This window comes from Arthrobacter rhizosphaerae (assembly GCF_023062595.1).
Taxonomy (GTDB): Bacteria; Actinomycetota; Actinomycetes; order Actinomycetales; family Micrococcaceae; genus Arthrobacter; species Arthrobacter rhizosphaerae.
The window spans coordinates 275,767-289,403 of the sequence record NZ_JALLAN010000004.1 but is presented as its reverse complement, the minus strand read 5'-3'; the positions used below and the strand labels follow the sequence as shown (position 1 = coordinate 289,403).

Sequence of the window (13,637 nt, the reverse complement as noted above, 5' to 3'; positions counted from 1 at the left end):
TCGCCGGGCCTGCGCGTTGCCCGTGGAGCTGTTTGCCGTTCTGATGACAGTGCTGTTAATCGTGTGAAGGATGGACCCATGGCCCAAGCAGGAGCAGGACCCCAGGCATTTCTGGTGGGCGGTGTCCGAACCCCGGTCGGGCGTTACGGCGGCGCCTTGGCTGCTGTCCGCCCTGACGATCTGGCCGCACTGGTGGTCCGGGAGGCAGTATCGCGTTCGGGGCTGGACCCGGATTCCATCGAGGAAGTGATCCTCGGAAACGCGAACGGTGCAGGCGAGGAAAACCGCAACGTGGCGCGCATGGCCACTCTCTTGGCCGGACTTCCGGTGCACATCCCTGGCATTACGGTGAACCGGCTGTGCGCCTCGGGCTTGAGTGCAATCCTGATGGCAAGCCACATGATCAAGGCAGGGGCGGCCGACGTCGTGGTTGCTGGCGGGGTGGAGTCAATGACCCGCGCTCCGTGGGTGCAGGAAAAGCCGCAGGCCGCGTTCGCGAAGCCCGGAGCCATCTTCGACACCTCCATCGGCTGGCGCTTCGCCAACCCGAACTTCACCAAAGGGGAGTTCTCCCGGGACGGAAAGATGACGTTCTCCATGCCGGAGACAGCCGAGGAAGTCGGCCGGCTGGACGGAATTTCCCGGGAAGATGCCGACTCCTTTGCCGTTCGCTCCCATGAGAGATCCATCGCGGCCATCGCCGCCGGCAGGTTCAAGGACGAAATCGTTCCCGTCACCGTAAAGGGCCGGAAGGGGGAAACGGTGGTTGACACCGACGAGGGTCCCCGGGCGGACACCACCCTGGAGGTCCTTGCCGGGCTCCGGCCCGTTACCACCGGGGGATCGATTGTCACGGCTGGCAATTCGTCCTCCCTGAACGACGGAGCATCGGCCATCATCGTGGCGTCGGAGGCAGCGATAGAGCGGCTGGGCCTGACTCCCCGTGCCCGGATCGTCGACGGCGGCTCCGCGGGCTGCGACCCTGAGATTATGGGTATCGGCCCTGTTCCGGCCACACAGAAGGTGCTGGACCGGAGCGGCTACAGCATCGGTGACCTTGGCGCCGTCGAGCTTAACGAAGCGTTCGCAACCCAATCGCTGGCCTGTATCCGGCGTCTGGGGCTTGACCCGGATATCGTCAATAACGACGGTGGCGCGATCGCTTTGGGACATCCGCTCGGATCCAGCGGATCCCGCATCACGATTACTTTGCTGGGCCGGATGGAACGCGAAGATGCCCGGATGGGACTGGCAACCATGTGCGTCGGCGTTGGCCAGGGAGCCGCCATGCTGCTGGAGCGAGTGTAATGGGGCGGGATCCGAACCTGCTCAGTTCCGAGGCTTTCGGGACCCTTCTTGTCGAGGAACGGGATGACAGGGTGGTGGTGCTGCTCAACCGTCCCGAGGTCCGCAACGCCATTGACCAGCAGATGGTGGACGAGCTCCATGTGGTTTGCGCCGCGCTGGAGCGGCGGCCCAAGATCCTCATTATCGCCGGCGTAGAAGGGGTGTTCGCCTCCGGAGCGGACATTTCGGAACTCCGGGAGCGCAGAAGGGACGATGCGCTGCTGGGGATCAACTCCACGATATTTGTCCGGATCGCCAAGCTGCCCATGCCGGTTATTGCCGCATTGGATGGTTATTGCCTCGGGGGAGGGGCGGAGCTGGCCTACGCAGCAGACTTCCGGATCGGCACGCCCAGCGTCCGGATCGGCAACCCGGAAACCGGATTGGGGATTCTTGCTGCCGCAGGTGCCAGCTGGCGGCTGAAGGAGTTGGTGGGTGAACCGCTGGCGAAGCAGATCCTGCTCGCCGGGCTGGTGTTTCGGGCCGAGGAGGCGCTGGCTGCGAATCTCATTACCGAAATCCACGACGCCCCCGAGCTGATGGCGGCGGCACACAATCTCGCTGACAGGATTGGGCAGCAGGACCCCCTGGCGGTCCGCATCACCAAATCGGTTTTCCACGCGCCGCCTGACGCCCACCCCATCATCGACCAGCTGGCGCAAGCGGTTCTGTTCGAGTCAGAGGCCAAGTTCGACCGGATGCAGGCCTTCCTGGACAACAAATCCGCCAATCGGAAGAAGAAAAAGGCATGAGCGATTCCTCCCTTCCCACTGGCCAGCGGCAGACGCTACCACGAAAAGTGGGCGTACTTGGTGGCGGCCGCATGGGCGCCGGAATTGCCCACGCCTTCCTGATCAACGGCGCCCAGGTCACCGTCGTCGAGCGTGATGAACCGTCGGCCATGGCCGCCCGTGAACGGGTTGAATCCGCAGCGGCGAAATCTCTTGAGCGGGGCTCCATTGATGGCAATCTGGACGAAATGGCATCACGCCTGGCCGTTTCGGTGGATTATGCCGATTTCGCGGACTGCAACCTGGTGGTGGAGGCTGTGCCTGAGGACTTCGAGCTGAAGGCCGGTGCCCTGAAACGCGTTGAGCAGCAGTTGCCCAAGGGTGCGTATCTGGCGTCCAACACGTCGTCGCTTTCAGTTTCGGAGCTCGCCGCGCAGCTGCAGCGCCCCGCGGACTTTGTGGGACTGCATTTCTTCAACCCCGTGCCTGCCTCGAGCCTGATCGAAGTGGTTCTCGGACGGGAGACGTCTCCCGAGCTGGCCACCGCAGCGAAGGAATGGACGGAGGCGCTGGGTAAGACGGCCGTAGTCGTCCAGGATGCTCCGGGCTTTGCATCCTCGCGCCTGGGCGTTGCCATAGCGCTGGAGGCGATGCGCATGGTGGAAGAAGGGGTGGCCTCCCCCGAGGACATCGATGCCGCCATGGTGCTCGGCTACAAACATCCAACCGGACCCCTCCGGACCACGGACATCGTGGGGCTCGACGTCCGCCTCGGCATCGCTGAGTATCTCCAGTCGACTCTTGGTGAGCGCTTCGCCCCTCCCCGGATCCTGCGCGACAAGGTGGCCCGGGGTGAGCTGGGGCGCAAGAGCGGTAAGGGATTCTTCGACTGGACCGACTGAGCGGCTGGGCGTGCTGTGCCTAGGATGGAGCGGTGACCCGCATCGAACCCGTTACCCTGACCGGCCAGTACGTCGTGTTGGAGCCCCTGAGCCACGAACACCATGAGGGACTCCAGGCTGCCGCCCGGGATGGTGAGCTGTGGAAGCTCTGGTACACCTCGGTCCCATCTCCTGAGGACATGGCGGCCGAAATCCGCCGGCGCCTCACTCTGCAGGAGCAGGGTTCCATGGTGCCATTTACCACCAGGCTGCTGGACCCTGCCACAGGCGGTCCCGGGAGGGTGATCGGGATGACCACCTACATGAACATCGATCACGAAACACCCAGGCTGGAGATCGGCTCCACCTGGAATGCGGCATCCGCCCAAGGCTCCGGCACCAACCCCGACTCGAAGATGCTGCTCCTCCGGCACGCCTTCGAAACGCTGGGCTGCGTCGCCGTCGAGTTCTGTACGCACTGGATGAACCACCAGTCCCGCGAGGCTATCGCCCGGTTGGGAGCCAAACAGGACGGCGTTCTCCGCAGCCACACCCGGAGTAAGGATGGAGCGCTCCGGGACACCGTGGTGTTTTCGATCCTTGACCACGAATGGCCGATGGTTCGGAACGGCCTTGAGTACCGGCTGGCCAAGGAGCGCGTTCAATAACGAACGTCGCTGCCAGCGGGAGATGCCATACTCTGACGATGACGGTCTATTTCGAATGCAGAACGCGAACGGGAATGCCGAAATCAGAATTATTCGATCTCTCCCGTAGCATCGATGCCCACAAGCTCTCGATGTCCGGTTCTCGGGAAGAAGCGGTGGCAGGAGTCACCTCGGGCCTTATTTCATTGGGACAAGAGGTGACCTGGCGTGCGTGGCACTTCGGGGTGCCGCTCCGGATGACCAGCCGGATTACGGCGATGGATGCACCTGACTACTTTGTGGACGAACAGGTCAGCGGACCCTTCCGCAGTTTCCGCCACGTCCATGAATTCGCCAACGATGCGACCGGTACGCTCATGATCGACCGAATAGAGTTCACTGCACCCTTGGGACTTCTCGGCCGGCTTGCCGAAAAACTATTCCTTGCCCGCTATCTGAAAAGGCTCATAGAGTCCCGGAATCAGCACTTGACGGCCGACTGACCATTCGTGGAGATGGGGTGACCATCGAGGCAACAGTTGTTCCCACCTGCTGCCCCGATGATCGGTGGCGCTACGGTGTGAACGCTCCGGCGTTGGCGAGGGCCGTGTAGTACGCGGCGTACCCTTCTGCGGTGGGATGCAGGTTCTCCGGATCAAAGGGATTCAAGGGATCAAAGCTGAACCAGGGGTCAGTTGAACCGATGCCGTTGTCCGCAAAAGCTACAGTCACGTCAACGTAGGTGGCTCCGTTGGCCTCGGCCACGTTCTTGATAACTGTGTTGAGCGTCACGGTGAGCGAGTTGACCACAAAGGCCAAGGCTGGGTCCTGAAAGCCTTCGTCAAAAAGCAGCGGATAGCCGGTCACATAGATGGTGGCGTTAGGCGCTGCTGCCTGGATGGCGTTGATGGTGGCGGTGAGATCTGCCACGAGTGGGCTGGACGCAGGGTCAAGGATCGCCTGCGCGAGGAGTGCTTCACGCTGGGCAAGAGCGGTGGCACAGGCAAGTTCACTCGTTGAGCATGCAAGCACCAAGCCATTTACGTCGAGGTTGTGCCCGCCCACTGTCAGCGTGACCACATCCGTGGCGGGAGAGAGCCGTTTCAGCTGCGTTGCCACAACGTCGTCGGCAGTGGCTCCGCTGCAGGCCGCGTTTTCGACGAGCTTCACCCACTTGGAGACGTCCGCGAGGGCGGGATAACTGCTCGCGCTGCGGAGGCAGGAGTCCAGATACGGCTCGGCCCCTTGTCCAGCGGCATAAGAATCGCCCAAGGCAACATAGGCCAGCGGCGGCGCCGGCGGCATTGCAGCTTGGGCTGGAGCGGTGGCCAAGCCCGCAAAGGCGAGTACTACGGTAGCCAGGCCGGCCGCGAAAATGGGCCGCCGACGTCGAACTTTCAGAAGTGCCATGTCATGTCCCCTTTTGTGAGTGGATGGCCGGGCCTGAAAATCCGACCTGGACCCCGTGGAATCCGGCGCAAGCATGACGACACTGCGCCGGAAAGCGCGGTCGTAGTGACACGATACGCCCGGATGCGGCGACTGACACGGGCAGCCTGTACTCGTTTTTTTGCTCGCTTGGATGGAGATGGAACAGAGAGTGCGAGTACACCCCCGATGTGCTTAGCTGGCTGAATGGATGAGACTGCGCATCGCACGGCTGGGGCCCGGAATCAGGCCTCCGCCGTCAACTGGGAGGGCGCAGTCAACGCGTGGCGGATTTCCGGGGACGTCTACCGCATGGGCAGGCGCGAGTGGCTCACTGAGACCGGCTGGGACCAAGCGTATGACGACGGTATCCGAACAGTTATTGACCTTCGCAATGGGGGAGAACGGCAGCCACGGGACGCCGACCCGGTGGTGGGCCAGAGCGTGATGGCACGGTTTCAGGTGCTGCTGGCGCCAACTGAAGATCCGGAGAATGTTGAATTCCGCTCCATTTGCCAGCCCTATCTGAATGATCCGGCAGCGTATCTGGACAATGCGCGGCTTTTCCCGGAGAAACTGGCAGCGGTCTTCAAAGCCGTTGCAGCAGCTCCCGGCGGCGTCATCATCCATTGCTCCGCAGGCCGGGACCGCAGCGGAATGATCGCCGCGATGCTTCAGGATCTTGCCGGCGCCGATGATGACAGCATCGTCTCCGGCTACCAGGCAGCGATGCGGGGGATCAACGAGCGTCACCGCGCCCTGGGAGCGCCACACGTCCACGAACGCTATCTGGACGAAACGGCCCTTGCCCCCCTGCTCGAATCCCGCGGTAAAAGGGTCCTCGAATTTGTGCGCCGGTTGAATACCCGGCAATATCTGCTACAAAACAGGGTCACGGATGAGGAACTATCTGCAATCCTGGCCCTGCTGCGCGGTAGGGTGGCGGTGTGAACTCTTAAGCTCCTCCTCTTGGCGGCAGCTGCATCAGTGTTCCGGCGAGCAACCGATCTTTGGGGGAGACCGTGAGTTACAGCGTGGTTCGGAACAGCTTGCGGCGGACTCTCGCCCTGGGCGCCGCGGCGGCATTGTTTTTGGGAGCCACGCTGGGCGCCCTTCCGGCCTCTGCTGAGACAGAACCCAACTCTGACGGCTCAGGGACGACGGCGTCTGCGGCCACGTTCGCTCCAACCACCACGGACGCCCCAGCTCCAGTTGAATCCGGGGATCCGTCCGGCACCTCACCGGGAGAACTTTCGGCAGGAATCAGCGCCGACGGTCTGCAAGAGGCCATCCTGCGGGACCTGGGAATGACCCCGGAGGAGTTCGCCGCCGCCGGCGAGCAGGGCAAGCGCGCTGCCGACGCCGCAGCCTCCTTGCGGGACCTCCCCGGTTTTGTAGGCATCAGCATCAAAGACGGCAAGATAGTGGTCGAAGGATCAGGCCGGGAGCTCCAGGCCAGGATTGCCGAACTGAATGACCAGGGACCGGATGAGATAGTACTCGTTGACCCACCCGTGGCATCAAAACCTGCGGATCCTGAAACGTCTCCGGCAGGAGACCCGCCATCTTCGCCTCAACCCACGCCGGCGCCGTCGCCCTCCCCTGAGGGGGGCCCCGACGCAGCTCCGCCGGCCCCTCCGCAGGAAGCCGAGTCCGCTTTGATGGCTGCCAGCATCGACCAGCTGTATCAGGCGTACGTCCAGGAGGTGGGGACCTCGGGCCTTCAGTCCGTGGCGTTCAGCGACGGGCATTTCGTCATTCGCACCGGCGGCTCCAATTCGCCTGAATCGTCCAAGCCTGCCCGGGTTCCGTCCGGAGGACCCGCTGCCCGAGGACCCGCCGCAGGCGAGATCCCTGCTGGGGAGAGCCGTGCAGGGGAGGCTGCCATCGGCGAGACTGACAGTGCCGCGAAGATGTCGCCGTCGGAATTTGTGGCTAAATATGCCAACGTCAAACTCGAGGAAGGCGAACCCATCGCGCCCGAAGATGATTTCTTCGGCGGACAGGGGTATTTCATCGACCGGGATACCGTCTGCTCGGCTGGCTTTTCGGCCTTCAGCGCCAGCGGCGAACCCTTGGTACTGACCGCAGGGCATTGCGCCAACGACGGTACTGCGCAGCTGGCTGAGGTGGCACTCCCCGCAAGCGAACCAGCCGGCGGAGCCTCCGTACCACCGGGGATCACGGAGAAACTCGGAACCTTCGGATTCAGCCAGTTCGGCGGTCCCAACAACTCCTGGATAACCGGGAACCCCGAGAATCCGGACACTATGGGCAATATCGGCACGGACATCGCCGTTATCGAGTCGGTTCCAGCCGCCCTCAAACCCCAGCCGGCGGCTACGCAGTGGGGCGACCCCTCGGACCTCGGAGCCAGCAGCGTCCAGATCGTGGGCAGCACCCAGCCATTCCAAGGACAGCACGTTTGCCGGTCCGGACGCACTTCAGGATGGTCCTGCGGCACCGTGGACGAGGTTGGGATTTATGTCATGGGCGGCCACAGTGGTCACACCGATGATTTCAGGGCCGTCCGCGGATTCCTCTCCTTCTCCGTGCAGTCCAGCGGTGGAGATTCAGGTGGGCCCTGGATCAGCGGCAATTTTGCGGTGGGAACCCACACTGCAGGCGATTCTCCAGGATCCGCGCAGAACTTCGCTGTTGCCACAACCCTCAATGACGCCATGACCCGCCTCCCCGGCGTGCAGCTGGAGGTCTTCCTGAGTAAGCCGGTGCTCACCAGCCCGGCCGACGGCGGGCCGGTCGCAGGAGGCGGATCCATCACTGGCCGAGTAGATGCCGCCCCTGCCACCTCCCTCGCGGCCAACTCCAAGGTCCGGATCTCGGTGCCCGGGCAGGACCCCTTCGAGGTGCCTGTCGACATGGACGGCACGTGGCGGTTCACCGCGCCCGCTACCCTTGGCCAACTCAACTTCACGGCCCAGACAGTCAATGGCTTCAGCAGCTCAGGCGCGGCGGCGTTGAACGTCGTCGTCGAGTCGGGAACTCTGCCTGCTCCGGTAATTGACGGCCCCTCCGAAAATGCGGTGCTCACCTCCATCGACGAAATCCGCGGAAGCGGAACACCCGGCGCCACCGTGGAACTCTCCGGAGCGGTTGGCGGTTCGGCCCCTGTTTCCTGGACCGGCCAATGGGTTTTCCCCGTAGAGGGCGAAACCGACTTCGGCCCCGCCGCCGTGACCGCACACCAGAGAGCAACCGGGATGCAGGACAGTCCACCCGTGACCCGAAACTTCACCCTGGTACCGCCCGCTCCCACTGTGACCAACGTCCAGGACGGCCAGCATTTCGCCTGGGATGCCGTTCCCCCGGAACTCACCGGCACAGGCCTCGACGGCGCGCTTGTCAGTGTCGAGTTGGACGGCGTCAGGCTCGAAAGCGCCGTGGCTGCCAAACCCGCCGTAGATGCCCGGGATTCCCGGGCTGCCGTAGTGAACGGGGTCTGGAGCGTTTCCCTGCCTGAAACCGTCACGGCCGGTGCCCATACCTTGGCCGTTACCCAGTCCATGGAAGGCGTGGCGTCGGCCGAGGCTGCCCTGACCTTCATCGTGGATCCGAAGCCCTCAGTTACGGCCGTGCTTCCCGCCGACCTTGGTGATACGTCAGGTGCCAGCCGCGCCGGAAGCACCAACCCGGCGTCGTCCGATTGGCTCGCCCGCACGGGCGCCTACGGTATCTGGCTTGTTACTGGCATCGGAGGGAGCGTTCTGCTCCTCGGCTCAATCGCATTGCTTACGGTCAGACGACGCCGCGCCCGCCGCTAGGGCCTCAGTCGTCGGCGGAGTCTTTCCGATCAAGCAGCAGATTGGTGATCCGGAGGGTGCACAGCCGCTGGCCGCCTTCGTTGGTGATGATTACTTCGTGAGCGGTGAGTGTTCTGCCGAGCTGGAGCGGAGTAGCGGTGATGGTGATGAGGCCTTCGCGGGCTGAGCGATGGTGGGTTGCGGAAACGTCCACCCCTACGGCGGTCTTGCCCATCGTGCTGGCGTGAATCACCGCAGCCCAGGATCCAACAGCCTCTCCCACTGCCAGGGATGCCCCACCGTGCAGGAGCCCAAACGACTGGCGGTTTCCCTCCACGGGCATTGTGGCGACCACCCGCTCCACAGACTCCTCGAGGATCCTGACCCCCATCTTCTCGTCGAGTTCGCCGAGTGTGATTTTCCAGAGCCCGGTGTTTTCGGAGCCGCCATCCTCAGCTCGGCTTGGGTCGAAAGCCTCATCGTCGGCGGCATTCGCCGGGATGCCGGGTTCGGGAATCATTCATTTCTCCTCTGGAGCTGTGTGCCATGGATCGGGTCTGCCTGCTGTATCCAGTGTGCGGGTTCTAGTGTGCGGCACCGCACATTCATGTACTCTAGTCATATTACCGAACGGACGGTCAGTAATGCTGGCTGTATGATCTTGCCCCGCGTTGGAAGGACCCGTCAACGATGACCACCATTACCAGCTCCTTTGGAGACACCCAGCCCACGGTAGATGCAGTAGAAACCGTTCCCAGCTACGTTCAGGAATCCTGGTGGACGCCGGACGCCGTCGCCGCAGAATCCGCGGTCCCGGTCCTGGATGCCAGTACGGGCGAGCTCCTTGCGAAGGTGAGCACAGAGGGACTGGACCTTGCCGCCGTCGTGGATTATGGACGTACCACCGGGCAGGAGGAGCTCGGAAAGCTGACGTTCCACCAGCGCGCCCTGAAGCTCAAGGAGCTGGCGCAGTACCTCAATGAGCGCCGCGAGCAGTTCTACGTGTTCTCCTCGCAGACCGGCGCCACCAGGATCGACTCGATGGTGGATATCGACGGCGGAATCGGTGTGCTCTTCACGTTCGGTTCAAAGGGGCGGCGCGAACTTCCCAACGCCCAAGTGGTGGTGGACGGCCCCATGGAGGTCTTGTCGAAGGACGGATCGTTTGCCGGCGAACATATCTACACGCGCATCCCCGGCGTCGCAGTCCAGATCAACGCCTTCAACTTTCCTGTTTGGGGGATGCTGGAGAAGCTTGCCCCTGCTTTCCTTGCCGGGGTCCCCACCATCGTGAAGCCGGCTACGCCCACGGGGTACGTTGCTGCTGCCGTGGTCAAGGCAATCGTGCAGTCCAACATCCTGCCCAAGGGTGCGCTGCAGCTTATTTCAGGCTCAGCCCGCGACCTTCTGGACCATCTGGATTACCGGGACCTGGTGTCATTCACGGGATCCGCGTCCACGGCCGTCAAGCTCAAGTCCCACGTCAACATTGGCGAAGGCGGAGTTCGGTTCACCTGCGAGACAGACTCCCTCAATGCGGCCATCCTCGGGCCCGACGCCGTCAAGGGGACCCCGGAGTTCGATGCCTTCATCAAGTCCCTGGTTGCCGAGATGACCACTAAAGCCGGGCAGAAGTGCACCGCTATCCGGCGGGCTATTGTGCCCCAGGAACTGGTGTCCGACGTCGTCAACGCCGTGGGTGATCGTGTCCGGGAGCGCGTGGTCCTTGGTGATCCCCGCGCTGAGGGCGTCACCATGGGCGCGCTTGCCTCGCTGGAACAGCTTGCGGACGTGCGTGCGGCCGTTCAGTCGATGCTCGACGCCGGAGGTGAACTCGCGTACGGCACGCTCGATTCCCCGAAGGTCACCAATAAGGACGGGGGAGTGGGCGTCGTCGAGGGCGGTGCCTTTATGTCGCCCGTCCTGCTGAGCTGGGCGGATGCAGAGGCAGAAGAGGTCCATTCGCTTGAAGCCTTCGGGCCAGTATCCTCCGTGATCGGCTACACGGATATTGACGACGCCGTCCGGCTCGCTGCCCGTGGCGGCGGGTCCCTCGTTGCTTCCGTCTGCACGAATGATCCCGAGGTTGCCCGACAACTGGTGACAGGAATTGCAGCCCACCATGGCCGCGTGCTCATGCTCAACCGTGAGGACGCGCGAAGCTCAACAGGTCATGGTTCGCCGGTGCCGCACCTGGTTCATGGTGGTCCGGGGCGTGCCGGTGGTGGCGAGGAGCTGGGCGGAATCCGCTCCGTCCTGCATCACATGCAGCGGACCGCCATCCAGGGTTCACCGAACATGCTCACCGCCGTCACGGGTGTTTGGCATGCCGGGGCCGACCGGAACTTCACCTTGGAAACGGAGCAGACGCACCCGTTCCGGAAGTCTCTGGAGACCCTGCGCATCGGGGACGCAGTCCGTTCCGAGCTGCGTCAGGTGACTTTGGAGGACATCACCGCATTCGCCAACTCGACCGGGGATACCTTCTACGCGCACACCAACCAGGAAGCTGCGGAAGCCAACCCGTTCTTCCCAGGCATAGTGGCCCACGGGTACCTGCTCCTGAGCTGGGCTGCGGGGTTGTTTGTCGAGCCGGCTCCGGGGCCTGTCCTCGCCAACTACGGACTGGAAAACCTGCGCTTCATCACCCCCGTGGCGGCAGGGGACTCGATCCGTGTCACGCTCACCGCGAAGAAGATCACGCCCCGCGAAACTGACGAGTATGGCGAGGTGGCGTGGGATGCCCTCCTGACCAACCAGAACGACGAAATTGTGGCAACCTACGACGTCCTGACCCTCGTGGAGAAGTAACGCTCCCTCACGTTTGGCGGGTTTTTGGGGGACGCTCCCTCACGTTTGGCGGGTTTTTGGGGGACGCTCCCTCACGTTTGGCGGGTTTAGGCGGCAGTGCTCCTCTGCTCAGGTGCTTTTTCCTGTAATTCGTCCGCTTCCGGATTTCGGGGCTCTTTGCCCAGAGCATAGAGGCGCCGCAGCGACCAGAGGAGCAGCACCACCAGCAAGAGATTTCGGACTGTAAGGACCAGTGCGGCAAACGGGTTGTTGTGGCTGAGGGGCTGAAAGAGCACTGGGAAGACAAAGAATGTAGCGACGGCGATAACAGTCAAGAAAGCGGCCGGAACACGCCACTCTTTCCAGTTGTGCGCCAGTCCCACTGCCACAGCAGGGCCCAGCCACAGGACGAACTGGGGTGACCCCACCTTATTGAACACAACGAATGCTGTCGCCATGGCGAGCGATCCCACGAGCAAAAGTTCGCTGCGATCCTGGCCCCCTGCGCGCTTGCCGTTGTGGAGTGCCCAAAAAATCAACCCGGCGACCAAGAGGGCAACCAGAATCAACAATGGTTGCATCAGGACGGCCATAAGCTCGGTTCCTGGTCCATCCAGCTGCATGGAGCCAATCCCTACATTCAAATAAGTTCTTGAGCCGTCGACGCCGAGCACCGCCAGCCATAACCAGGGAGTGCTGAACGTGGCCTCGAGTTGCATGCCCCGGCTGCCTTGCAGCGTCAGGAAATTCATCAAAGCAGGGAGCCAGCCCATGAGGCTTGCCAGTCCTACCGCTGCCCCTGTCACCAAGATCCCGGCGGTCAGGAGTAGCACCCGGCTCTTGGTAACAGCAAACAAGGCAAGCAGCACTGCGGCTGGCCAGACCTTGATCCATGTGCCAATGCTTAAGAGCAGTGCGGCGATGAACGGCGCAGACACTCCAAAAGCCAGGGCGATGAGAACGATGGGTGCTGTTACGCCGTCCACCCGTGAGAATCCAACGAAACCCAGCAGAACTGTGAAAACGAGCCACCACCACGCTGCTCTGATCGCTTTCTGCCGACGGCCCCAACTGGTCAATTTGGCTAAGGCCAAGCCGTTGAGAACGGTGACCATTAAGACCCATCCAGAGAAGAAGAGCTGGTGCCCTGCGAGGCCCGCTATTGCCATGGGTACCACGGCAAGAATCGGATACACGGACGCGCTCGGCCCTCCGTTGGGATTTTCGCTGCTGAAGCCATTGAGCATCCATTCGCGGTAAATCGCAGTGTCGCCAAGTGCTGCGCCACGCATCGAGAACGCGAGTGAGAAAACCAGGAAGCCCATGTGGATAATCAGGTAGCCGATGAGCAGGCCGGCGGGCGAGTTCAGTGCCCGTTCCAAACGAAGCGGGATGAGTCGGGACCGGAACCATGACAGTCTGCTAAAAAATGCGTCAGTAGAAATGAGCCGATCCTGTCATTTGGGCGCGAACCTGAATCACTAGTTTCTCATGGACGATATTTCACGGGTCTTCAACGGCTCTGAAGCGTAAAATTTTCAGCGTAGGAGGTGGCGAAATGATGACCTTGGGACTAAGCACGGCCACTACTGTCCTGCCCGTCGATGATGTAGCGCGTGCCCGCCGTTTCTATGCAGAGGCGCTGGGACTTCCGCACCGTGGAGTGGCAGATGACGGAAGCGAATTGTTCGGTATGGACGGCGGCCACATGCTGCAGTTGAAGCCCATTAAGGATGGTAAGCACTCGGAGCACACAACCTTGAGTTTCGAGGTGCGCAACATCGAGGAGGCCGTTCAGGAATTGGAGCGGAAGGGCATCCGTTTCCAGGATTACGACGAGCCGGATCTCAAAACGGAGAACCATATTTGTTCAACCGAATCCGAGAAGTGCGCCTGGTTTATGGACACGGAGAACAACGTCCTCTGCATCCATGAAACCTTGGGGCAGCAGGCCGAATATCAGCTGTGAAACCCGCCTTTGAAGGCGTCTCGCACAAGTGGGACGCCTTCAGCTTTTCGATGCGTTTAGGGGCTTCAGGGGCCTCTTCAAAT

The 13,637-nt window shown here is 62.3% G+C and carries 12 protein-coding genes; 9 read left to right on the top strand and 3 right to left on the bottom strand.

Annotation, left to right across the window (positions count from 1 at the left end; translation table 11 throughout):
* Positions 1–78 precede the first annotated feature (78 nt).
* The 5 genes from MU551_RS07925 to MU551_RS07905 are packed head-to-tail and all read left to right on the top strand — an operon-like array spanning position 79 to position 4,109.
* The gene (locus MU551_RS07925; RefSeq protein ID WP_247042267.1) at positions 79–1,308 is read left to right on the top strand and encodes a thiolase family protein; all 1,230 of its coding nucleotides are present in this window, start codon (positions 79–81) and stop codon (positions 1,306–1,308) included.
* Complete coding sequence (locus tag MU551_RS07920) at positions 1,308–2,099, top strand: enoyl-CoA hydratase/isomerase family protein (RefSeq protein ID WP_247042265.1); 792 nt, start codon at positions 1,308–1,310, stop codon at positions 2,097–2,099. Before MU551_RS07925 ends, MU551_RS07920 begins: the two co-directional genes overlap by 1 nt.
* Positions 2,096–2,980: a 3-hydroxyacyl-CoA dehydrogenase family protein gene (locus MU551_RS07915; RefSeq protein ID WP_247042263.1), complete on the top strand. Its 885-nt coding sequence runs from the start codon at positions 2,096–2,098 to the stop codon at positions 2,978–2,980. Before MU551_RS07920 ends, MU551_RS07915 begins: the two co-directional genes overlap by 4 nt.
* Before the next feature lie 32 nt (positions 2,981–3,012).
* The gene (locus tag MU551_RS07910) at positions 3,013–3,627 is read left to right on the top strand and encodes a GNAT family N-acetyltransferase (protein ID WP_247042262.1); all 615 of its coding nucleotides are present in this window, start codon (positions 3,013–3,015) and stop codon (positions 3,625–3,627) included.
* A gap of 38 nt (positions 3,628–3,665) precedes the next feature.
* Complete coding sequence (locus MU551_RS07905) at positions 3,666–4,109, top strand: SRPBCC family protein (RefSeq protein WP_247042260.1); 444 nt, start codon at positions 3,666–3,668, stop codon at positions 4,107–4,109.
* A gap of 70 nt (positions 4,110–4,179) precedes the next feature.
* On the opposite strand, the gene MU551_RS07900 is transcribed toward MU551_RS07905, so the two are convergent.
* The gene (locus tag MU551_RS07900) at positions 4,180–5,016 is read right to left on the bottom strand and encodes an SGNH/GDSL hydrolase family protein (protein ID WP_247042257.1); all 837 of its coding nucleotides are present in this window, start codon (positions 5,014–5,016) and stop codon (positions 4,180–4,182) included.
* A gap of 225 nt (positions 5,017–5,241) precedes the next feature.
* On the opposite strand from MU551_RS07900, the gene MU551_RS07895 reads away from it, so the two are divergent.
* Complete coding sequence (locus MU551_RS07895) at positions 5,242–5,985, top strand: tyrosine-protein phosphatase (RefSeq protein ID WP_247042255.1); 744 nt, start codon at positions 5,242–5,244, stop codon at positions 5,983–5,985.
* Between the two features lie 71 nt (positions 5,986–6,056).
* The gene (locus tag MU551_RS07890; RefSeq protein WP_247042253.1) at positions 6,057–8,816 is read left to right on the top strand and encodes a S1 family peptidase; all 2,760 of its coding nucleotides are present in this window, start codon (positions 6,057–6,059) and stop codon (positions 8,814–8,816) included.
* A 4-nt stretch (positions 8,817–8,820) separates the two neighbouring features.
* Here MU551_RS07890 and MU551_RS07885 read toward each other — a convergent pair whose 3' ends face one another.
* Positions 8,821–9,186, bottom strand: coding sequence for a PaaI family thioesterase (locus tag MU551_RS07885; RefSeq protein ID WP_247042389.1), 366 nt, complete (start codon positions 9,184–9,186; stop codon positions 8,821–8,823).
* Between the two features lie 299 nt (positions 9,187–9,485).
* On the opposite strand from MU551_RS07885, the gene paaZ reads away from it, so the two are divergent.
* Complete coding sequence (gene paaZ / locus MU551_RS07880; RefSeq protein WP_247042251.1) at positions 9,486–11,606, top strand: phenylacetic acid degradation bifunctional protein PaaZ; 2,121 nt, start codon at positions 9,486–9,488, stop codon at positions 11,604–11,606.
* 86 nt (positions 11,607–11,692) lie between these two features.
* On the opposite strand, the gene MU551_RS07875 is transcribed toward paaZ, so the two are convergent.
* Positions 11,693–12,967 (bottom strand): glycosyltransferase family protein, encoded by a 1,275-nt coding sequence (locus MU551_RS07875; RefSeq protein WP_247042249.1) that lies wholly within the window; start codon positions 12,965–12,967, stop codon positions 11,693–11,695.
* Between the two features lie 179 nt (positions 12,968–13,146).
* Between MU551_RS07875 and MU551_RS07870 the strand changes: the two genes are divergently transcribed.
* Positions 13,147–13,554: a VOC family protein gene (locus MU551_RS07870; protein WP_247042386.1), complete on the top strand. Its 408-nt coding sequence runs from the start codon at positions 13,147–13,149 to the stop codon at positions 13,552–13,554.
* Positions 13,555–13,637: the final 83 nt, after the last annotated feature.